The following is a 20,746-nucleotide window of genomic DNA, read 5'->3' on the forward strand; positions in this document are numbered from 1 at the left end:
GATTCGATCATGAACAATGTGCTGAAGCCCTTCTCGGGCGAACTCGATGTGCGCGTCACCGACACCTCGCTGCGTGACGGCTCGCATCACAAGCGTCACCAGTTCACCGTCGAGGATGTGCGCAATATCGTCGGCGCCCTCGACGCCTCCGGCGTTCCGGTCATCGAGGTGACCCACGGCGACGGCCTCGCCGGTTCCTCGTTCAACTACGGATTCTCCAAAACGCCTGAGCAGGAACTGATCAAGGCTGCCGCGGAGACCGCCAAGCAGGCCAAGATCGCCTTCCTGATGCTGCCGGGTGTGGGCATCAAGGAGGACATCAAGATCTCGCAGGACAACGGTGCGTCCATCTGCCGCATCGCCACCCACTGCACCGAAGCGGATGTGTCCATCCAGCACTTCGGCTACGCGCGGGATCTGGGCCTGGAGACCGTCGGCTTCCTCATGATGGCGCACAGCACTACGCCGGAACTGCTCGCCAAGCAGGCGCGCATCATGGCCGATGCGGGCTGCCAGTGTGTGTATGTCGTCGATTCCGCCGGCGCCCTTGTGCTGGAACAGGTTTCGGACCGGGTCTCGGCGCTGGTCGCCGAGCTCGGTGACGACGCGCAAGTCGGTTTCCACGGCCACGAGAACCTGGGCCTGGCCGTCGCCAACTCCGTGTACGCGGTGCGGGCCGGCGCCACCCAGATCGACGGCAGCGCGCGCCGCTTCGGCGCGGGCGCGGGCAACCTGCCCGTCGAGGCGTTCATCGGCGTCTGCGACAAGCTCGGCGTCAAGACCGGCGTCGACTTCTTCGCCGTCACCGATGCCGCGGAAGATGTTGTGCGCCCGGTCATGCCGTCTGAATGCCTGCTCGATCGCCAGGCCCTGATGATGGGCTACGCGGGCGTCTACTCCAGCTTCCTGCGCCATGCCGAGCGTCAGGCCGAGCGCTACGGCGTCTCCGCCGCGGAGATGCTGGTGCGCGCTGGCAAGCGCAAGCTGGTCGGCGGCCAGGAGGATCAGCTCATCGATATCGCCCTGGAACTCCAGCGCGAGAAGGCGGCGGTCACCGCCTGATCGACCGCAGGAGATGAACTGGGCCGCAACCGGAAACGGTTGCGGCCCAGTTTGTTTACGTGCGGCTCACGCCGCCGTTTTCAGGCGGCCAGGCGCTGGGGGAGGCGCGACACCAGCTGGTCCAGCTCGGTGCGCCAGCGGCGGTGCACGTTCAGGCGCTCCGGTGCGGCGGTATTGGGCATGCGGTAGTACACCTTCGACCAGATCGAATTGATCTGCATCTCGGTGAACTGCGCATTGCCGAAATGCTCGGCGCACACGAACTTCGACGGGCGCCCCGTCCATTTGCTGGCCTCGACAATGACGACCGACGTCTGCGTCAGCGCCACGAAGTAGTACTTGCGCAGGAACAGCATCACGAACCGCACGAAGGGCAGATCATCCACCCACGGGCTCGGCCCGGTGATCGCCTGAAAAGTGAGCTGCAACTGCTCACCCTGCGGCGCGAACTCGACCAACTTCTTGGCCAGCTGCTTCTGAATTGTCGACTTACGAAAAGCCATGCGGCCCAAACCCCCAAAAAAGATCTCCCACGGCCCCCAATGGCAGCGGGACGGACCGACCTTAGCGGCCCCTACGCCTCCCCGCCACTCAAGACTGGTCAAATGCCGCGGTTCCGCAGATGATGGGGGTATGCGGAAGGATGATGCGATTGCGCCCGGCATTGTCCGGCTGCACCCGAGTAAGGACCTCGGGAGTGATGTGGAGCATTTGCTGCGGCGGGTTCGGACCGAGGCGGTGGTGGCCGTTTCCAGTCCGGTGCGGCAGGAGCGGCATTATTCGCTGGGGCATACGGTGATTCGCGGGCTGCTGGCGGAGGGAAAACAGGTTCGGCTGCTGTACTCGCCGGATTTCCTGGATTCGCGCGATCGCCGTCCGCTGCTGGAGGATTCGTCGCTGAGCCCGAAGATCAGGGTGTCCAGCCATGACTTTCACAACACCTTCATCATCGACCGGCATGCGGCCATTCTGTGGAGCGGGGCGGGCGCCGCGCATCCCTACATGGTGATGGTTCGCGGGCCGGCGCTGGTCGGAGCGATCCACCAATTCGCCACCAGGACATGGGAATCCGCCGATCATCTGTCGAGCCGGCCGGGGTTCGGCAGTCCGGAGTTCGACGACAGGTCGCTGGCGGTTCTCGCGGCGCTCAATCGCGGGCTGAAGGACGAGGTGGCTGCTCGGCAGTTGGATGTTTCGCTGCGGACCTATCGGAGGTATGTGGCCGACCTCATGGCTCGGCTCGATGTCAGCACTCGGTTCCAGGTCGGTGTTCGGGCTGCGCAGCTTGGCTTGCTGCCGCCGGGGTGACTCGGGTTGCTGCCGCCGAGTGATGTGAAGACTCCTGGATAAAAACACGAGATTTACAGCTATTCAACGTCTCATCGGTTCTGTCTACTGTTGCTTCTGTTCGGTTCCCCCGGAACGGCCGGGGCGGAAGCGGTAGAGGGAGAAGACGATGCGCGCGGTGATTCAGAAGTCCTTCGGCGGGCCCGAGGTGCTGGAGGTTGTGGAGATCGACAAGCCGGCGCTGCTCTCGGGCGAGGTGCTGGTGCGGGTGCATGCCAGTTCGGTGAATCCGGTGGATATCGCGGTGCGGTCCGGCGCTTTTCCGCTGTTGGGAGAGCCGCCGTTCGGCGTCGGCTGGGATATTTCCGGTGTGGTCGAGGAGGCCGGGCCCGGTGCGCGCTATGAGATCGGGGAAGAGGTTTATGGGATGCCCTTCTTCCCCCGGGCCGCCACCGCGTACGCGGAGTATGTGGCCGCGCCCTCGCGGCAGTTGGCCCGCAAGCCCGTGAATCTGAGCCATGTCGAAGCCGCGGCGCTGCCGCTGGCCGCACTGACCGCCTGGCAGGGACTGGTGGACAAGGCCGGGATCAAGGAGGGCGATCGGGTGCTGATCCATCGGGCCGCCGGCGGTGTCGGGCACCTGGCCGTGCAGATCGCCAAGGCGCGCGGGGCGTATGTGATCGCGCTCGCCAGCGCGGCCAAGCACGACTATGTGCTCGGTCTCGGGGCGGATGAGGTGATCGACTACCGGACAACGGATTACACCGAGGTAGTCCGCGATATCGACGTGGTCTTCGATTCGGTGGCGGACGGAACGCGGTCTCTTCAGGTCCTGAAGCCGGGCGGAGTGCTGGTCACCATCCTCGAGCACGTCAACCCGGAGCTCGCCGCCACCGTGAAGGCGGCGGGACGGCGCTTCGCCGGAGTCTCGGTGGAGCCGGATTACGCTGCGCTGGAAGCGATTGCGGCGCTGGCGGATGCGGGCCTGGTGCGCCCGACCATTGCCGCGGAGCTGCCGCTGGCGGACGCGCCCAAGGCGCACGAACTGGTCGCCTCGGGACAGACCGTGGGCAAGGTGGTGCTGACCGTCGCATAGGCGGGTACCGCATAGGCGGGTACCGCATAGGCGGGTACCGAATAATGGGGACGGAATCCGGGTTGCACCCGGAGACCGATCGAAGGAGGCCGGGATGGACGTGCTCAGCGAGGCCCTGGCCTCCATGCGCACCGGTGCGCCGCATTCGGTGCGCACCGACGGCCGCGCACCGTGGGCACTGCGACTCCCGGCCACCGCGGGCGCCGGATTTCATGTCGTCCTGCACGGCGACTGCTGGATCTATCCGACCGAGAACGCGACCGAACCCCTCGCGCTCAGCCCGGGCGATGTGGTGTTCGTGCGGGACGGTTCGGGGCACATCCTCGCCGACCATCCCGATACCCCACCGCAGATACCCCGGCCGGAGCAGTACACCCACCGCCCACCCGTGGGCGCACTGCAGGTCGGCGGTGACGGCCCGGCGGTCAGTCTGCTCTGCGGCAACTATCACCTGGACGGGCAGCGGCCGCATCCGCTGCTGCGGCAGCTGCCCGAGGTGATCCACCTGCGGACGGGGGAGGGCCGCCATCCGCACCTGGCCGCCGCCGTCGCGCTGCTGAGCGCCGAACTCGATGCGCCGCGCATCGGCTCGCACGGCATTGTCCCGGCGCTCATCGACTCGCTGCTGCTCTACATACTGCGCGCCTGGATCGAAGACCAGCCGCAGTCGGAATCGGCAGGATGGGCTGCCGCACTGCGTGATCCGGCCGTCGCGCCCGCGCTGGCCGCCATGCACGACGAGCCCGCCGCCCCGTGGACGGTGCAATCGCTCGCCGACCGCTCGGGCCTGTCCCGCGCCGCCTTCGCCCGCAAGTTCAACACCATGGTCGGTGAACCCCCACTGGCGTACCTGACCCGCTGGCGGCTGACCACCGCCGCCCGCCTGCTCCGCGAGGACGATCTACCCATCGGCACGGTAGCGACCCGAGCGGGCTACAGCTCGGAATTCGCGTTCGGCAAGGCCTTCAAACGCGAATACGGTTCGGCCCCGGGGCAATACCGCCGCCAGGCGCGCGCGGCGGCCTGAATCCACAGGCATCCGACCGGAATCCACAGCTGTTCAAAGTTATCCACATGCGAAGTGCCCCTGTGGATAACTCCACAGGGGCACTTTTCTATCGCCAGGGTTCGGGGTGAACCCGCCTCACAACCACGTGTCGAGCGTCGTGTTCGTGAGGAAGTGCTCGAGATCCGCACGCCAGGGCGCGGGCACGGTCTTCTCCGGCTCGATGGCCGTGTACTGCCCGCGGTAGAACAGCAGGGGCCGACCGGAATCGGTGGATTCCGACAGCGCCTGCACGCGGCCGATCACAATGTAGTGATCACCGCCGTCGATGACCTGATCCACCGTGCACTCGATGGTGGCCAGGGCATCGTCCAGCAGCGGCAGCTCCAGATCCGAAGTGCGCCAGGGCACCCCGGCGAACTTGTCGGGCTCCCGGGAGCCGAAGCGCGCGCACACCGGCTGCTGCTCCTCGGCGAGGATGTTCACGCAGAACTTGCCGTTGGCCTCGATCGCCGCCCAGGACTTGGAAGCCTTGGTGGGGCAGAACAGGACCAGCGGCGGTTCGAGGGAGAGGGCGGCGAACGACTGGCAGGCGAAGCCGATCGGGGCGCCGTCACCGTCGAACGTCGTGATGACGGTGATGCCGGTGCAGAACTGCCCCAGCACATTCCGGAATTGACGTGCGTCGATCGCCGGCTGGTCGTCTGTTGTGATCTCGTCGGTCATAGCCGAAGTTCCCGCCCTGTCGCTCACTGCTATCGCATTCCGACGGTGAAGTCGTGGCCCCACAGACTCACTGCGGTGGACTCGCGGGCGATCCACGAGGTGTCCTCGACTTCCAAACCCTCACAACCGAATTCGATATCGAACCCGCCCGGAGTCTTCATGTAGAAGGAAAGCATCTTGTCGTTGATATGCCGCCCGAGGGTAGCCGACATCTTTACCTTCTTGCGCGCCGCGCGATCCAGGCACAGGCCGACATCGTCGGAGTTCTCCACCTCGACCATGAGGTGCACGATGCCGGTCGGATTCGGCAGCGGCAGGAACGCCAGCGCGTGATGGCGCGGGTTGCAGCCGTAGAACCGCAGCCAGGCCGGATCACCGTCGGCGGGACGGCCGACCATCTGCGGCGGCAGCTTCATGGAGTCGCGCAGCCGGAAGCCGAGCACGTCCTGGTAGAACGTCTGTGCCGCAGCATCATCCGTGCAGGTCAGGACCACATGGCCCAGGCCCTGCTCGGCGGTCACGAACTTGTGCCCGTAGGGGCTCATGAAACGCCGGGCCAGGTACTGCGATCCGTGGAACGCCTCCAGCACATTGCCGGACGGATCCTCGAACGAGATCAGCGCCTCGACCCGGCGATCCTCGACCTCGTCCTTGGTGCCCTCGCGGAAGGCGATCCCGGCCTTGGACAGCCGCTCCCGAATGTCCTGCAGCGCAGGAGCGTCGGTGACCTCCCAGCCGGAGATCTGCAGGCGGTCCCGCTCGCCCGGCACGATCACCAGGCGCGCCGGGAAATCATCCATGCGCAGGTAGAGGGCGGTCGGGTCGGGCCCGGTGCCCTCCATCATGCCGAGCACCTTGAGCCCGTATTCGCGCCAGGCCGCCATATCGGTGGCCTCGATGCGCATGTATCCGAGCGCTCGAATACTCATACCTACTTCTCCTTGACGCCGAGCAGGAAGTCCGTTGCGAGGCGGTTGAACTCGTCGAACTTCTCCAATTGCGCCCAGTGCCCACAGCCACCGAACACGTGCAGTTGCACGCGCGGCACCATCTTCAAGGCCACGAGTGCGCCGTCGATCGGGTTCACCCGATCCTCCCGGCCCCAGATCATCAGCACCGGCTGCCGCAGCTTGAACGCGTCGCGCCAGATCATGCCCTTGGCGAAATCGGGTCCGGCGAAGGACCGTCCCATGGCGCGGGTGGCCTCGAGCGACTCCGGCTTGCTCGCCTGTTCGAACCGCTCGTCGATGAGCTCCGGCGTGATCAGCTTCTGATCGAAGACCATGATCCGCAGGAACGCCTCGAGGTTCGCGCGCGTCGGCTCGTAATTGAACTTCGACAGCAGCTTGACGCCCTCGGTGGGGTCCGGCGCGAACAGGTTGGTGGACAACCCGCCCGGGCCCATCAGCACCAGTTTGCCGGCGCGGTCCGGGTAGTCCAGCGCGAAGCGGGCGGCCGCACCGCCGCCGAGCGAATTGCCCAGCAGGTGCACCCGATCGGTGATGCCGAGGGTGTCGAGCAGATCCTTCAGCGCGGACGAGCTGTGCACGAAGTACTGCGGGTGCTCGGTCGGCTTGTCGGACAGGCCGAATCCGGGCTGATCCACTGCCAGCACGTGGAATTCGCGCGCCAGCACCGGAATGTTCTTCGCGAAGTTCGACCACGACGACGCGCCGGGACCGCCACCGTGCAGCAGCACGATGGTGGGGCCGTTGCCGACGCCCGCCTCGTGATAGTGCAGCTTCAGATCCGGTCGGACCTGCGCGAACTTCGAGGTGGACTCGAAGGTGATCTCTTCAACGGTGGTCATAGGGCTACACCATCGTGTCGGTGATCGGGAGCCCGAACGCGTGCGTGCCGTACATGACGTAGGCGCGCTCGGCATCATTGGCGGCGTGCACGCGGCCGGCGTGCGCGTCGCGCCAGAAGCGCTGCAGCGGAGTGCCGTTGGCGAGTGCGGTGGCACCGGAGGCCTCGAACAGCTTGTCGATCGACGCGACGGCCCGGCCGGTGGCGCGGACCTGGTCGCGACGGGCGCGAGCGCGCACGTCGAACGGGACGTCCTCACCCTTGAGCAGGTAGGCGTACTCGTCCGCGACATTGCCGGACAGCTGACGCCACGCGGCGTCGATATCACTGGCGGCCTCGGCAATTCGCACCTTGCCGAACGGATCGTCCTTGGCGTTCTCACCGGCGTAGGCGGCGCGCACACGCTTGCCCTGGTGCTCGACATGCGCGTCGTAGGCGCCGTAGGCCATGCCCACGATCGGGGTCGAGATGGTGGTGGGGTGGATGGTGCCCCACGGCATCTTGTACACCGGATCGGTATTCTGCTCGAGGCCAGGGGATTTCAACTCGCCCATGGCGCGGAAGCTGAGGAAACGGTGCTTGGGTACGAACACGTTCTCGACGACGATGGTGTTGGACCCGGTGCCGCGCAGACCGACGACATTCCAGACATCGTTGATCTTGTACTCGCTGCGCGGGATCAGGAAGCTGCCGAAGTCGACCGGCTTGCCATTCTTGATCACCGGTCCGCCGACGACCACCCAGTCCGCGTGGCCGGAGCCGGAAGACCAAGCCCAGGAACCGTTCACGGTGTAACCGGTGCCGTCCTCGGTGACCACGCCGGCGCCCATGGGCGCATAGGACGAGGAAATGCGGACGTCGGTGTTCTCGCCCCACACCTCTTCCTGCGCACGCTGATCGAACAGCGCCAGGTGCCAGTTGTGCACACCGATGATGCCGGCCACCCAGCCGGTGGAGCCGCAGGCGCTGGCGATCTTACGGACGGTGTCGTAGAAGACGACCGGATCGGCCGCGTAGCCGCCCCACTGCTTGGGCTGCAGCAACTTGAAGAATCCGGCGGCCTGGAGGTCCTTGATGGACTCTTCGGGGATCTGTCGCAGATCCTCGGCCTGCTGGGCCCGCTCGCGGAGAGTGGGCAGCAGTGCCTCGACCCGCTCAACTACTTCTTGCGTCATCGCGCCAGTTGCTCCTGCCTGGTGAATCGGGCGGTTCTCGTTTGTCTCTGAGACTAGAACACGTTCCTATTTCTGTCGAGAACAGAGGTCCGCAGGGGCCGTGTCGTGGACGTGGCGCGCCTCACGAGGACTTTTGTCCATTGTTTGGGCAGACAACTAGCGTGATCGCCCGCGTTTTTGTAACGTGTTCTAGTACTTCCAGAGGAGGATCACAATGTCGACAACCCCACCGGGGCCCCGTGGGAAGGTTCGCGAGATCGACGTGGGCGCGGCGCCCACTCGCTACGCCCGGGGCTGGCATTGCCTGGGTCTCGCCAGCACCTTCCGTGACGGCAAGCCGCACGCCGTCAATGCTTTCGGCACCAAGCTGGTCGTGTTCACCGACAGCAAGGGTGATCTGAAGATCCTCGACGGTTACTGCCGCCACCTGGGCGGAGACCTGTCCATGGGCGAGGTCAAGGGCGATTCCATCGCCTGCCCGTTCCACGATTGGCGCTGGGGCGGCGACGGCAAGTGCACGGGCATCCCGTATGCCCGGCGCGTGCCCCCGCTGGCTCGCACCCGCGCGTGGAGCACCCTCGAGCGCAACGGACAGCTGTTCGTCTGGCACGACCACGAGGGCAGCAAGCCCACCGATGAGGTGACCATTCCCTACATCGAGGCGTACCGGGACGCCGAGGGCAACCCGCTCGAGGAACTGTCGGGCGAGTGGACCGACTGGACCTGGAACTCGCTGCTGATCGAGGGCGCCAACTGCCGCGAGATCATCGACAACGTCGTGGATATGGCGCACTTCTTCTATATCCACTACGCGTTCCCGACCTTCTTCAAGAACGTCCTCGAGGGTCATGTCGCGACCCAGTACCTCGAGACCAAGGCCCGCCCCGATATCGGCAATGCGGCCAAGGCCGGCATCGATGTGCTGCTCAAGTCCGAGGCGTCGTACTTCGGGCCGTCGTACATGATCAACCCGCTGCTGAACATCTACAGCGGCTTCGAGGTCAAGACGGTTCTGATCAACTGCCACTACCCGGTCACGCAGGACTCGTTCATGCTGCAGTGGGGTGTGGCGCTGCAGAAGCCCAAGGGTCTGCCCGAGGCGCAGGCCGCGGGTTTCGCCGCCAAGATGACCGAGGGCGTCAGCGAGGGCTTCCTGCAGGACGTCGAGATCTGGAAGCACAAGTCCAAGATCGACAACCCGCTGCTGACCGAGGAAGACGGCCCGGTCTACCAGCTGCGTCGCTGGTACGACCAGTTCTACGTGGACGTCGCCGATATCGACCCCAAGTCGACGCAGCGCTTCGAATTCGAGGTCGACACCTCCAAGGCCAATGAGGCCTGGGGTCTCGAGGTCGAGGAGAACCTGCGCAAGAAGCGCGAGGCCGACGAGGCCGCAGCCGCTTCCCAGGAGGCGAGCGTCTGATGACCGCCTGGGCGAAAGCACCCGATTTCGCGGACCGTCCGGAGCGGCGGGCGCAGGTGCGCGCCCAGACTGTCCTGGACAAAGAGCACTACATGGAGTCCGGGCTGACACCGATCGCGTGTTCGTCCTGCGGTACCGAGGTGCTGGTGCGCAAGCACAGCAGCAATCAGAAAACCGTGCAGTGGACGGTCAATCCGGCCGACCACTGCCCGGTCTTCCGCAAGATGGCCGAGGCCGGGCCGATCTTCGGCAAGCCGGACTCCTGCCCCAACCTCGAGCGGACCATCGACCACGCGGTGGCCGAGGGCCTGCTCGAAATAGACGACTAGTCCAGACGGAAGTCGGCGAAGTCGAAACCCGGTGCGACGACACAGCTCACCAAGACGTAGTCGTCACCCGCCGGGCGGGCGGATTGGCTCACCCCACCGGGGACCACCGCCTGGGGCCGGTGCCCCTGCTCGACATCGGGTCCGAGGACGATCTCCTCGCCCCCGATGTTCAACAGCAGGGGTCCGCCCCGATGCCAGAACCACATCTCGTCCGAGCGCACCGTATGCGGTGCGGACTCCTCACCGGGCAGCAGCAGGAAATAGATCGCCGTCGCGCTCGAGCGCGGGCCGTCATAGCCCTTGGGCTCGAATTCGACTGCGCTGCGCCAGGTTTCCCGATACCAGCCGCCTTCCGGATGCGGCAGCAGGTCCAATTCCGCGGCCGGCTTCGGCCGCTCGTCGCTCATGAGAAGTGCGTCTTCGGCTTGGTTTCCAGGACGCCGTCCACGTAGATATCCACCTTCTCGTTGTAGAAGCTCGCGAAGCCCGCTATTTTCTGGCTTTCCGGTGTCGGGGTGCGGTAGATCCAGACGAGATCCGGGTGCACGTCCTCGCCGAGCCGCACATTCCAGTACTCGGCATTTCCCTTGTAGGGGCACAGGGTTCGGGTGTCCGAGTGCTGCAGCAGGTCCAGGCGGATATCGGTGAGGGGCAGGTAGTAGCGCGCCGGGAGACCGGTTTCGAAGAGAATGCGCGGATTGCGGGAGTCGGCGACGGTCTGCCCGGCCACCTCGACGCGAATGTGCCGGGAGCTGGAGAGAATGTCGATGCGGTGGTACGGGTCGCGGGGATGGCCGTAGATCGGCTCGTCCTCCTCGAACCATTCGTCCATGGCGGTGGCTTCCAGGCGCACCAGGTCCTGTAGTTCCGGGGTCGGCGAGTCGAGGTAGCGCACGGCCGCGCCGGGGGCGACGGTCCCGTTCGCGATCACATCGAATCCGGTCGGCGTGCCCAGATGATTCTCGGCCCGGGTATCGCCGGTCGGCTCCAATTTCACCCGCAGCTCATCGGGCGGGAAGTAGTAGGTGGGGAAGTAGGCGTGCTCCCACACCAGCTTGGATTTGATGGTGTCGACGGCCAGCTGACCGCCCAGATAGACGCGCACGCGCTTGGCGCATGGTTCGACGCGTACCTGATCCGTCTTCGATTCGGACATGATTCCGACGGTACTCCGAGTGGAAGCGGCAGGCGGATAACACAATTCACCGCACGGTCGCGCTCGGGCGGAGACCGCGTGCCGTGACGATTTTCCTACCCTGACCTGCCCCGATATGGTGTTCGAGCAACATTCGAGCAACAACGTGAGGTGGCAGGCATATGTCGGAATCGAGCAGCACCGGGCCGGACGGGCTGCGGACCGGGCTACGCCGCCGCCATATGACCATGCTCGCCATCGGCGGCGCGATCGGGGCGGGACTGTTCGTCGGCAGTGGTTCGGTGATCGGCACCGCCGGACCGGCCGCCGTCATCTCCTATGCCGCGGCCGGGCTGCTGGTGCTGTGCGTCATGCGGGCCCTCGGGGAAATGGTGGTGGCCCGGCCGGTGGCCGGCTCGCTCGCCGAGTACTCGCGCATGGCCATGGGTCCGTTCGCCGGATTCACCATCGGCTGGATCTACTGGTACCTCTACGTGATTCTGGTCGGTGCGGAGGCCGTCGCCGGTGCGGCCATCCTGTCGAGCTGGATCGATCTGCCGCAGTGGGTGCTCTCGGCCGGACTGCTGATCCTCATGACCTCGGTCAATCTGGTGTCGGTGAAATCGTTCGGCGAGTTCGAATTCTGGTTCGCCTCCATCAAAGTGGTGGCGATCGTGCTGTTCCTGGTGATCGGCGCGGCCTGGGTGTTCGGGCTGTGGCCGGACGCCGACGCGGGTTTCCACAATCTGACCGCGTTCGGCGGCTTCGCACCCAATGGCGTCACCGGGATCTTCTCCGCGATCGTGGTCGTCATGTTCGCGTTCGGCGGCACCGAGATCGTCACCGTCGCCGCCGCCGAATCCAAGGAGCCCGGCAAGGCCGTCGCCAGCGCCACCAACAATGTGCTGTGGCGGGTGGGCCTGTTCTACGTGGCCTCGATCTTCCTGGTCGTGACCATCCTGCCGTGGAACGACGCCCAGGTGCTGAAGAGCCCGTTCGTCACCGCCCTCGACCATATGGGCGTCCCCGCGGCGGGCACCATCATGGAGGTCGTCATTCTGACGGCGGTGCTGTCGGTGCTCAATTCCGCCATCTACGTCTCCTCCCGCATGCTCTACGTCCTCACCCGCGACGGCGACGCCCCCGCGGCCCTGGTCAAGGTCAACAAGCGGGGTGTGCCCGCGCGCGCCGTCCTGCTCGGCACGGTCGCGGCGTGGGGCGCGGTCATCGCCTCCTACATCTCCCCGGACCAGGTCTTCACCTTCCTGGTGAACTCCATCGGCGTGGTCCTGGCCTTCGTCTACATCGCAATCATGTTCTCCCAGATCACACTTCGCGCCCGCCTCCGCCGCGAAGACCCCGCCGCCCTCACCTACCGCATGTGGGGCTACCCCTACATCAGCTGGCTGGTCATCATCGCGATCCTCGGCGTCTTCATCGCCATGGCGTGCAATCCCGCCCAGCGCAACCAACTCCTCGCCTCCACCATCAGCCTCCTGGCCGTAGCCGCCCTCTACCCCCTCCGCAAGCGCTTCGGCAGCAGGACCCCGGTCCGCGAGGTCGAGATCCTGCGGCACTGACGAACTGTGCGGCGCTGCCGAACTATTCGGCGGGCTCCAGGAAGACGGCTGTTCCGTAGGCGGCGACCTCGCTCATGGTGTTGGCGATCTCGTTGCAGTCGAAGCGCATGGCGATGACCGCGTTCGCGCCGAAGGACATGCCGTGCTGGCACATTCGCAGGACGGCCTCGTGGCGGGACTGGTAGAGGAGCTGGGTGTATTCGTGGATCTCGCCGCCGCCGAGCGAGCGCAGGCCCGCGGTGAAATTGGCGCCGATGCCGCGGCTGCGGACGGTGAGTCCGGCGACCTCGCCGAATACCCGGACGATCTTGTGCCCCGGGACATCGTTCATGGTGGAGACCAGGATCGGGAACTGCGGCACCGGCTGCTGCGGAGGCTGCTGCTGCCCGTAGGGCTGCTGCGGTTGCTGGGGCTGCTGCGCGTAGCCGCCCTGCGGAGGCTGTCCCTGCTGGGGCGGCTGCTGCGGGAACGGTTGCTGCGGCGGCATCGGCTGATTCATGGCTGGATCGTACGACGGTGAATGCGCGAAGGCCGCCCGGATATCGGGCGGCCTTCGGGTGCACTCGCAATCGGGGTGCGTGGTTCTTCCGCGGGTGCTCAGTCTTCGCCGAGGGTGATCGCCTGGGCCTCGGCGGGGGTGTGGCTGGCCGGGGCGTGATCGTCCATGTGGGCGAGCAGCTTTCGGCCGGAGAGCAGGACGCCGACCGCGGCGGCGGTGCAGGCCGCGCCCACCCAGAAGGGGAGAGCCATCTGGTGTTCGCCGAGCTTGCCGGCCAGGTAGGGGGCCGCTGCGCCGCCGCCGAAGCGGACGAAGCTGTAGGCGGCGGAGGCGGTGGCGCGCGCTACCGGTGCGGATTCCATGACGGCCTCGGTGATGAGGGTGTTGTTGATGCCGAGGAACAGGCCCGAGACGATGGTGCCGATGACCAGGACGGGCTGGTGATGGGCGTACACGGCCATGATCGCCAGATCGGCGGCGAAGAGGGCGAGGGACAGGGCCATCATGCGGACGGTTCCGAAGGCGCGCTGCAGTTTCGGGGCCAGGAAGACCGAGGAGAGGGCGAGTAGCACGCCCCAGCCGAAGAAGATGAAGCCGATTTGGTAGGTGCCCATGTTCAGGGGGAACGGGGTGTAGGCGAGCAGGGTGAAGAAGCCGTAGTTGTACAGCAGCGCGGTAATGCTCACCAGCAGCAGGCCGGGGTAGGTGAGGGCCTTGAAGGGCGCGGTGATGGACGTGGGCTCGGCGGGCTTCGGGATTTCGGGAAGCAGGACCACCAGGGCGACGATGGCGAGGGCCATCAGGACCGAAACGCCGAAGAACGGTGCGCGCCAGCTGAAGTGGCCGAGGAAGCCGCCCACCAGCGGTCCGCTCGCCATGCCGATGCCGAGTGCCGCCTCGTAGAGGATGATGGCGCGGGCGGTGCCGCCGGACGCCGCACCGACAATGGTGGCGAGGGCGGTGGCGATGAACAGTGCGTTGCCCAGACCCCAGCCCGCACGGAAGCCGACGATCTGGCTGACGGTGCCGGAACCGCCTGCGAGCGCGGCGAATACGACAATGATGGCCAGACCGGCGAGCAGTGTCTTCTTCGCGCCGAAGCGGCTGGAGATGACGCCGGTGATGAGCATGGCAATGCCGGTGACCAGCATGTAGCTCGTGAACAGCAGCGTCACCTGCGACGGCGAGGCGTGCAGTTGTTCGCCGATCGGCTTCAGGATCGGATCGACCAAACCGATTCCCATGAAGGCGATTACGGAGGCGAAGGCGACTGCCCAGACGGATTTCGGTTGCTTGGTACGGGTGCGGGGTCGCTCGGTGCGGGCGGGTCCGTCGAGAACGGGCCGGGTGTCCGACAAGGTGCTCACAATCAGTTCCTCATCTACGAGTTCTGTTGATTCGCAGCTAGTTTCGGGGGAGTTCGGGTGGCGCGGGTTCGGATCCCGGTCGCCTTCAGGGCCTCGATAGCTTTCGCGGGTGATTGCCAGCCGGGCCCTGCCTGCGGAGGTGAATTCGTCCGCGAGGCCGGCCCGGCTTCGGCCAGTCGGCCGATCAGCGCCGTTGCTGCCGGCTGTGAGCATCGCGGTGGATCGTCATCCCCGGTGCTCGACTGTACGGATATATTGTTGCATAAGCTAACTATGTATTTACATAGGCTAACGATATTTTCCGGGGTGAGATGGCACACAAAAGGCCGGGACCAGGGCTTACGCCCCGATCCCGGCCTCTGTTGTGCGGAGTATGCCGCCTAGGCCGGGCGGGCCAGGGGGCGGGCGGGGGTGCCGAAGAGCTGGGCGTCGCCGTGGGCCCGTTTGAAGAACAGGTGCGCGTCGTGCTCCCAGGTGATGGCGATGCCGCCGTGCATCTGGACCGTCTCCGAGACCACCGAGTTCAGGGTGGTGGTGGCGTGCAGCCGGGCCGAGGCCACGTCGACGGGGTCGGCGGTGCCTTCGGCCAGGCCGGAGATGGCGAGGTAGGCGATGGAGCGGGTCGACTCGACCAGGACGTACATATCGGCCATGCGGTGCTTCAGGGCCTGGAAGCTGCCGATGGGGCGGCCGAACTGCACTCGGGACTTGCTGTATTCGACGGTCATGTCGAGGCACTGCTCGGCAGCGCCGAGCTGTTCGGCGGTGACTGCGGCCCAGGCGATTTCGCGCAGTCGGGCGAGGTCGACCGAGCCCAGGGCGCGGGCGGGAGCCGCAGCGAACTCGATCTTCGTGAGGCGGCGGGTCGGGTCCATGGTCGGCAGTACGGTGCGGGTCACGCCCACGCCCGCGCCGTCGACCTCGAACAGGCCGTCGGCGGTCAGCACCAGCAGGGTGTCCGCATGCGAGCCGTCGATGACGTAATGCGCGGCGCCGGAGACGGTTTCACCCTCGGCGCGGACGCCGAAGGAATCCCAGCCCTGCGGCCCGGCCCAGCAGAGGGCGAGTGTGCGCACACCCTCGGCGACCTCCGGCAGCAGCCGCTCATTGGCTTCGGCATTACCGGCCAGCAGCAGCGCCTGCACACCCAGCACGGCCGAGCCGAGCATGGGCGGCGCGATCAGCGTGCGGCCGAGCTCCTCGACCACCAGCAGGGCTTCGACCAGGCCGACCCCGACCCCGCCGAACTCCTCCGGAATGGCAAGGGCCGCAACGCCGACCTGCTCGCACAGCAGCTTCCACAGCTGCTCGTCGTACCCGCGCTCGGCGTCGAGCCCGCGCCGCATGGCCGCACTGTCGCCGTGCTTGGCCAGCACCGCGCGCACGGTGGTCGCGAGTTCCTGCTGCTCGGCCGTAATGCTCATGCCTGCGCTCCGATCATGTCGACCGGGTCGGTCGAGTAGCGGCGCGCACTCGAATTGCCCAGCGCGCCAGCGGTATGGATGGTGTGCGGCACGCACTCGGCGTGCCCGGCGGCGATCACGCTGCCGCTCCGGTGCTTCCGGCGCGCAGGGCGGCGGCGATGCGGGCGCGGTGGAAATCCGGTGTGCCCCAGGCGGAACGGAGGGCGGTGACCTTGGTCAGCCAGAGGGACAGGTCGAATTCGGCGGTGTAGCCGATGGCGCCGTGCACCTGCAGGCCGATGCGGGCGGCCTGGTAGGCGGCCTCGCCGCAGGCGAGCTTGGCGGCGGAGATATCGCGGGCGCGGGTGGTGGCGTCGGCGTCGTCCTGGAGGGTGAGGGCGGCGCGGTAGAGCAGGGGCTGCGCCATCTCCAGGCCGATCATGACATTCGCGAGGTGGTGCTTGATCGCCTGGTACTGGCCGATCGGCTTGCCGAACTGCTGGCGCTGCTTCACGTAGTCGACGCTGGTGTCCAGCAGCGCGCGGCCCGCGCCGAGCAGCTGGGCGGCGGTGGCCAGGGCCGCGGTGTCGAAGGCCAGATCGATTGCGGCGCGGACACCTTCGCCCTCGGCGAGCACGTTACCGGTCTCGAGGGTGAACAGGCGGCGGGCGGCGTCGATGGACTTCGCCTGCTCGCCCGCACCGGCGAACGAGACCCGGTCGCCCTCGGCGACCAGGATCAGGCCGGCGATATCGGCGTCCAGGGCGACGGGTGCGCCCGTCGCGGCGAGCGCGCTGGGCCCGGACGTGGCACCGGCGCGCGGTGCGTTATCCGTACGGGCAGAGGCGGATCCCGCTGCCCCGGCGAGGGCGAGGGTGCCGAGCTCGGCCCCCTCGGCGAGCTGCGGCAGCCACTGCGCGGCTGCCGCCGAATCCGGAAGCGCCTGCAGCAGTGCGGGAATCGCGGCCGCGGTCTCCACCAGCGGTCCGGGCACGGCGGCCCGGCCGATCTCGGTGAAGGCCACGATCAGTTCCACCGGGCCGGCGCCGAAGCCGCCGTTCTCCTCGGAGCTGATCAGGCCGAGCGCGCCCGCCTCGGCGAGCTGGCCGATCAGCGCCAGTCCGGCGGCGGAATCACCGGCGCCCCAGGCCCGTACGGTGCCCGGCGTCTTGGCCGCCTCGCCCATCTTGCGCAGGCTGGTGGCGAAATCGAGTTGTTCTGCGGTCAGTGCGAATCGCATGGTCGTCCTCCGGGTGACTAGCGCGGCAGCCCGAGCAGGCGTTCGGCGATGATATTGCGCTGGATCTCATTGGTGCCCGCGTAGATCGGGCCCGCCAGCGAGAACAGGAAGCCGTCGGTCCAGGCCGACTCCTGTTCGGCGGCGGCGCCGTGCAGATCCAGGGCGGTCTCGTGCATGGAAATGTCCAGATCCGACCAGAACACCTTGTTCACGGACGATTCCGCGCCCAATTGCCCGCCATCGGCGAGCCGGGTGACGGTGGCCCATGTGTTGAGCCGGTACGCCTCGGCGCCGACCCAGGCCTCCACCACTCGATTGCGCAGCGCGGTATCGGTATCGGCCGCGGCGTGCTGCCACAGGTCGATGAGCTTGGTGGCGGTCGCATTGAACCGGCCGGGGGAGCGCAGCGAGAGCCCGCGCTCATTGCTGGAGGTCGCCATCGCGACCTTCCAGCCATTGTTGGCCTCGCCGATCACATCGGCATCGGGCACGAACACATTGTCCAGGAAGATCTCCGCGAAACCGGGCTCCCCGTCCAGCTGCGGAATCGGCCGCACCGTAATGCCTTCGGACGTCAGCGGGAACATGAGGTAGGTGAGCCCCCTGTGCCGCTGCGCCTCCGGATCGCTGCGGAACAGGCCGAAGCCCCAATCCGCGAAGGACGCACGGGAACTCCAGGTCTTCTGGCCGTTGAGCAGCCAGCCGCCCTCGGTGCGCTTGGCCGTGGAGCGGATACCGGCGAGATCGCTACCGGCCTCCGGCTCGGACCAGGCCTGTGCCCAGATGTCTTCGGCGCGAGCCATTCTCGGCATGAACCGGGCCAGCTGCTCCGGCGAACCGTGCTCGAAGAGCGTCGGGGCCAGCAGGAAGATGCCGTTCTGCGAGACGCGGCCGGGCGCTCCGGAGGCGTAGTACTCCTCCTCGAAGACGACCCATTCGGTCAGCGAGGCATCCCGGCCGCCGTACTCGGCAGGCCATGCGACACAGGACAATCGGGCGTCGGCCAGCTTGGCCTCCCATGCCCGGTGCGCCTCGAACCCCTCTTTGGTGTCCATGGACGGCAGGGGAGTGGCGGGCACATTGGCGGCCAGGAACTCGCGCACCTCGCGGCGGAATTCCTCTGTCTTGGCATCGAATTCGAGATCCACTTACTTCGTCCCGTTCTTGTTCGTGGCCTCGGTAGCGGTGGCCTTCATGGATTTGGCGTTCATCCCGCCCAGCGAGTCGGCCCCGACCTCGGCATTGTGCGCATGCGCGAAGTGATGCAGCCCGAAGACCGAATCCATCCCCGAGCGCATGCCCATGAGGTCCTCGCACTGATTGACGGCCTTCTTGGCCAGCGCCAGCCCGAATTGCGGCATGGCGGAGATCTTCTCGGCCAGCGCGAAGGTCTCGGTCTCCAGATCGTCGCGCTCGACGACCCGGTTGACCATGCCCCACTCGTACGCCTGCGCGGCGGTGAAGCGGTCACCGGTGAACAGGATCTCCTTGGCCCGGCGCGGCCCCAGCACCCACGGGTGCGCGAAGTACTCGACGCCCGGAATGCCCATGCGGACAACCGGATCGGAGAAGAACGCGTCCTCGGAGGCGACGATCATGTCGCAGGACCAGGCCAGCATGAGCGCACCGGCGATGCAGGCGCCCTGCACCATGGCGATGGTCGGCTTGGGGATCTCCCGCCAGCGGCGGCACATGTTCAGGTAGACCTCGGTCTCGCGCGCGAACCGCTGGTCACCGCCGGGCCGATCGGTGTGGTCCCACCACAGCGCGGCCTGGTTCTCGTACTTGATGTGATGGTCGCGGCCCGGCGTGCCGATATCGTGCCCGGCGCTGAAATGCTTTCCGGCGCCGGCCAGCACGATCACCTTGACCTCGGCATCCTCCACGGCCCGCACGAAGGCGGCGTCGAGGGCGTAGGTCATGACCGAGTTCTGCGCATTGCGGTAGTCCGGCCGGTTCAGCGTGACGACCGCGATCGCTCCGCGCTTCTCGTAGAGGACGACGTCACCCTCATCGGGAATCGGGCCCAACTGCTGCGCTGAATTTCCACTGTCGTGGGCGCTCACGCCTTCTCCTCACGTAGTTGCCGCTTGAGTACCTTGCCGGCCGCGCTGTACGGCAGTTGGTCACGGAATTCCACGAACTGCGGCACCTTGAACCGGGCCAGCAGCGTCTTGGCATGTGCCAGCACCTCTTCCGCGGTCAGCGCGGATCCGGGCTTGCGCACCACGAACACCTTGCCGACCTCGCCCATGCGCTCGTCCGGTACGCCGATGACCGCGGTCTCGGCGACACCGTCGAGCCGGGCCATGGCCTGCTCCACCTCGGCGGGATACACATTGAAGCCGCCGGAGATGTACATATCCTTGAGCCGGTCGGTGATCTTCACGTAGCCGTGCTCATTGATCACCGCGACATCGCCGGTGTGCAGCCAGCCGTCCCGGTCGATGGTGTCGGCGGTGGCCTGCGGATCGTCCAGATAGCCGAGCATGATCTGCGAACTGCGCAGCAGCAGTTCGCCATTGTCGGCGAGCTTGAGTTCGAAGCCCGCGATGGCGCGGCCGCAGGTATTGGCGATGGTCTCGTTCGAGTCCTCCGGGCGGCACATGGTGCCGAAACCGCCGGATTCGGTCTGCCCGTACGCGGTCAGCACCACATCGAAGCGCAGTTCGTCGCGCATTCTCTCGATGAGCACCACCGGCACGGTGGCGGCGCCGGTGACGGCGACCCGCAGTGTCGACAGATCCGCCTCGGCTCGGGCCGGATGCTCGAGCAGGGATTGGAAGATGGTCGGCGGCCCGGTGACCACGGTGATGCGCTCATCGTGAATGAGCCGCATGGATTCCGGCACATCGAAGACGGCCTGCGGGACGATGGTCGCACCGGTGACCAGGCAGGTGAGAATGCCGGCCTTGTACCCGAAGCTGTGGAAGAACGGCGGCACCACCAGAAAGCGGTCACTGCTGTTCAGGGTCGCGCAGTCGGCCCAGGAGCGGGCGCTGGTCAGGACGCGCCCGTGCGGAATGAGCACGCCTTTACTGCGCCCGGTGGTTCCGGAGGTGAAGAGAATGTCCGAAAGATCTTCCGGCTGCACCGATTCCGCACGCGCGACGGCGTCCTCGACCGTGACCGCCTCGGCCAGCTTCGGCAGTTCGGACCAGGCGATGGCGTCGACGGCCTCCACACCCTCGGCGGGAATGGAGATGACGGTGTCGATCACCAATTCCGGTGCGGTGGCGCGCAGTTCGGCCAGCCGGTCCCGGCCCAGGAAGGAGCCGGTGATGAACAGCGCCTTGGCATCGACCCGGCTCAGCACCTCGGCGACCTCATCGGCCACGTACCGCGTATTCAGGGGAACGATCACCGCGCCGACATAGTGGGTGGCCAGCAGTGCGGTCACCCAGTGGTGCGTATTGGGGGCCCAGATGCCGATCCGGTCGCCCCGCCGCACGCCGCGGGCGATCAGCACGCGGGCGGTCTCACGCACCGAGTCGAGCAGCTGCTCCCAGCTCAGTGTCACGGCACCGTCGCAGACGGCAGGTGCTGAGCCGAAGGCGCTCGCGGCATGGTGCAGCGCGAGCGGAGTGGTCTGCGGTGGGGATGTCACGG

General features: G+C 66.7%; 22 protein-coding genes. 7 read left to right on the forward strand and 15 right to left on the reverse strand.

Annotated features, from left to right (window positions below; genetic code table 11):
- The first annotated feature begins 9 nt into the window (after nucleotides 1-9).
- Nucleotides 10-1,062: a 4-hydroxy-2-oxovalerate aldolase gene (dmpG, locus tag OG326_RS04755; RefSeq protein WP_327143402.1), complete on the forward strand. Its 1,053-nt coding sequence runs from the start codon at nucleotides 10-12 to the stop codon at nucleotides 1,060-1,062.
- An 80-nt stretch (nucleotides 1,063-1,142) separates the two neighbouring features.
- Here the strand turns inward: dmpG and OG326_RS04760 are convergent, their stop codons facing one another.
- The gene (locus OG326_RS04760; protein WP_327143403.1) at nucleotides 1,143-1,565 is read right to left on the reverse strand and encodes a hypothetical protein; all 423 of its coding nucleotides are present in this window, start codon (nucleotides 1,563-1,565) and stop codon (nucleotides 1,143-1,145) included.
- A gap of 130 nt (nucleotides 1,566-1,695) precedes the next feature.
- Here OG326_RS04760 and OG326_RS04765 point away from each other — a divergent pair, with 130 nt between their 5' ends.
- The 3 genes from OG326_RS04765 to OG326_RS04775 all read left to right on the forward strand — a co-directional run bounded on the left by OG326_RS04765 (nucleotide 1,696) and on the right by OG326_RS04775 (nucleotide 4,472).
- Nucleotides 1,696-2,370 (forward strand): hypothetical protein, encoded by a 675-nt coding sequence (locus tag OG326_RS04765; RefSeq protein ID WP_327143404.1) that lies wholly within the window; start codon nucleotides 1,696-1,698, stop codon nucleotides 2,368-2,370.
- Between the two features lie 148 nt (nucleotides 2,371-2,518).
- On the forward strand, nucleotides 2,519-3,445 hold the full coding sequence (locus OG326_RS04770; protein ID WP_327143405.1) for an NADP-dependent oxidoreductase: 927 nt from the start codon (nucleotides 2,519-2,521) through the stop codon (nucleotides 3,443-3,445).
- 94 nt (nucleotides 3,446-3,539) lie between these two features.
- Nucleotides 3,540-4,472 carry an AraC family transcriptional regulator gene (locus tag OG326_RS04775; protein WP_327143406.1) on the forward strand — a complete coding sequence of 311 codons (933 nt, stop codon included), beginning with the start codon at nucleotides 3,540-3,542 and terminating at the stop codon, nucleotides 4,470-4,472.
- Nucleotides 4,473-4,589: 117 nt separating this feature from the next.
- On the opposite strand, the gene hsaB is transcribed toward OG326_RS04775, so the two are convergent.
- Genes hsaB through hsaA form a run of 4 tightly spaced genes read right to left on the reverse strand, consistent with a single transcriptional unit; the run spans nucleotide 4,590 to nucleotide 8,161 of the window.
- The gene (gene hsaB / locus OG326_RS04780) at nucleotides 4,590-5,177 is read right to left on the reverse strand and encodes a 3-hydroxy-9,10-secoandrosta-1,3,5(10)-triene-9,17-dione monooxygenase reductase subunit (protein ID WP_327143407.1); all 588 of its coding nucleotides are present in this window, start codon (nucleotides 5,175-5,177) and stop codon (nucleotides 4,590-4,592) included.
- 29 nt (nucleotides 5,178-5,206) lie between these two features.
- Entirely contained in the window at nucleotides 5,207-6,106 is a 900-nt protein-coding gene (gene hsaC / locus OG326_RS04785; protein WP_327143408.1) for an iron-dependent extradiol dioxygenase HsaC, read from the reverse strand.
- A 2-nt stretch (nucleotides 6,107-6,108) separates the two neighbouring features.
- On the reverse strand, nucleotides 6,109-6,987 hold the full coding sequence (hsaD, locus tag OG326_RS04790) for a 4,5:9,10-diseco-3-hydroxy-5,9,17-trioxoandrosta-1(10),2-diene-4-oate hydrolase (protein WP_327143409.1): 879 nt from the start codon (nucleotides 6,985-6,987) through the stop codon (nucleotides 6,109-6,111).
- Between the two features lie 4 nt (nucleotides 6,988-6,991).
- Nucleotides 6,992-8,161 (reverse strand): 3-hydroxy-9,10-secoandrosta-1,3,5(10)-triene-9,17-dione monooxygenase oxygenase subunit, encoded by a 1,170-nt coding sequence (gene hsaA / locus OG326_RS04795; protein ID WP_327143410.1) that lies wholly within the window; start codon nucleotides 8,159-8,161, stop codon nucleotides 6,992-6,994.
- Nucleotides 8,162-8,375: 214 nt separating this feature from the next.
- Between hsaA and OG326_RS04800 the strand changes: the two genes are divergently transcribed.
- Together OG326_RS04800 and OG326_RS04805 are read left to right on the forward strand one after the other, a co-directional pair.
- Nucleotides 8,376-9,584 carry a Rieske 2Fe-2S domain-containing protein gene (locus OG326_RS04800; protein ID WP_327143411.1) on the forward strand — a complete coding sequence of 403 codons (1,209 nt, stop codon included), beginning with the start codon at nucleotides 8,376-8,378 and terminating at the stop codon, nucleotides 9,582-9,584.
- On the forward strand, nucleotides 9,584-9,913 hold the full coding sequence (locus tag OG326_RS04805; RefSeq protein WP_327143412.1) for a hypothetical protein: 330 nt from the start codon (nucleotides 9,584-9,586) through the stop codon (nucleotides 9,911-9,913). Before OG326_RS04800 ends, OG326_RS04805 begins: the two co-directional genes overlap by 1 nt.
- Here OG326_RS04805 and OG326_RS04810 read toward each other — a convergent pair.
- Together OG326_RS04810 and OG326_RS04815 are read right to left on the reverse strand one after the other, a co-directional pair.
- A complete protein-coding gene (locus OG326_RS04810) occupies nucleotides 9,910-10,320 on the reverse strand; it encodes a cupin domain-containing protein (protein WP_327143413.1) in 411 nt (136 codons plus the stop codon). The genes OG326_RS04805 and OG326_RS04810 overlap by 4 nt on opposite strands.
- The gene (locus OG326_RS04815) at nucleotides 10,317-11,069 is read right to left on the reverse strand and encodes a DUF427 domain-containing protein (RefSeq protein ID WP_327143414.1); all 753 of its coding nucleotides are present in this window, start codon (nucleotides 11,067-11,069) and stop codon (nucleotides 10,317-10,319) included. Before OG326_RS04815 ends, OG326_RS04810 begins: the two co-directional genes overlap by 4 nt.
- A gap of 161 nt (nucleotides 11,070-11,230) precedes the next feature.
- Between OG326_RS04815 and OG326_RS04820 the strand changes: the two genes are divergently transcribed.
- On the forward strand, nucleotides 11,231-12,628 hold the full coding sequence (locus tag OG326_RS04820; protein ID WP_327143415.1) for an amino acid permease: 1,398 nt from the start codon (nucleotides 11,231-11,233) through the stop codon (nucleotides 12,626-12,628).
- Nucleotides 12,629-12,650: 22 nt separating this feature from the next.
- Here the strand turns inward: OG326_RS04820 and OG326_RS04825 are convergent, their stop codons facing one another.
- The 8 genes from OG326_RS04825 to OG326_RS04860 form a co-directional block, all read right to left on the reverse strand.
- Nucleotides 12,651-12,974: a YbjQ family protein gene (locus OG326_RS04825; RefSeq protein WP_327146373.1), complete on the reverse strand. Its 324-nt coding sequence runs from the start codon at nucleotides 12,972-12,974 to the stop codon at nucleotides 12,651-12,653.
- 251 nt (nucleotides 12,975-13,225) lie between these two features.
- Nucleotides 13,226-14,485 carry an MFS transporter gene (locus tag OG326_RS04830; RefSeq protein WP_327146374.1) on the reverse strand — a complete coding sequence of 420 codons (1,260 nt, stop codon included), beginning with the start codon at nucleotides 14,483-14,485 and terminating at the stop codon, nucleotides 13,226-13,228.
- 389 nt (nucleotides 14,486-14,874) lie between these two features.
- Entirely contained in the window at nucleotides 14,875-15,918 is a 1,044-nt protein-coding gene (locus OG326_RS04835; RefSeq protein WP_327143416.1) for an acyl-CoA dehydrogenase family protein, read from the reverse strand.
- A complete protein-coding gene (locus OG326_RS04840; RefSeq protein WP_327143417.1) occupies nucleotides 15,915-16,037 on the reverse strand; it encodes a hypothetical protein in 123 nt (40 codons plus the stop codon). The genes OG326_RS04835 and OG326_RS04840 overlap by 4 nt, the downstream gene beginning before the upstream one ends.
- Nucleotides 16,034-17,137: an acyl-CoA dehydrogenase family protein gene (locus OG326_RS04845; protein ID WP_327143418.1), complete on the reverse strand. Its 1,104-nt coding sequence runs from the start codon at nucleotides 17,135-17,137 to the stop codon at nucleotides 16,034-16,036. The genes OG326_RS04840 and OG326_RS04845 overlap by 4 nt, the downstream gene beginning before the upstream one ends.
- 17 nt (nucleotides 17,138-17,154) lie before the next feature.
- Nucleotides 17,155-18,285, reverse strand: coding sequence for an acyl-CoA dehydrogenase family protein (locus OG326_RS04850; protein ID WP_327143419.1), 1,131 nt, complete (start codon nucleotides 18,283-18,285; stop codon nucleotides 17,155-17,157).
- Nucleotides 18,286-19,203 (reverse strand): enoyl-CoA hydratase, encoded by a 918-nt coding sequence (locus OG326_RS04855; protein WP_442790915.1) that lies wholly within the window; start codon nucleotides 19,201-19,203, stop codon nucleotides 18,286-18,288.
- Nucleotides 19,200-20,744 (reverse strand): FadD3 family acyl-CoA ligase, encoded by a 1,545-nt coding sequence (locus tag OG326_RS04860; RefSeq protein ID WP_327143420.1) that lies wholly within the window; start codon nucleotides 20,742-20,744, stop codon nucleotides 19,200-19,202. The genes OG326_RS04855 and OG326_RS04860 overlap by 4 nt, the downstream gene beginning before the upstream one ends.
- Nucleotides 20,745-20,746: the final 2 nt, after the last annotated feature.

The sequence above is a fragment of the Nocardia sp. NBC_01327 genome, assembly GCF_035958815.1.
Lineage (GTDB): Bacteria > Actinomycetota > Actinomycetes > Mycobacteriales > Mycobacteriaceae > Nocardia.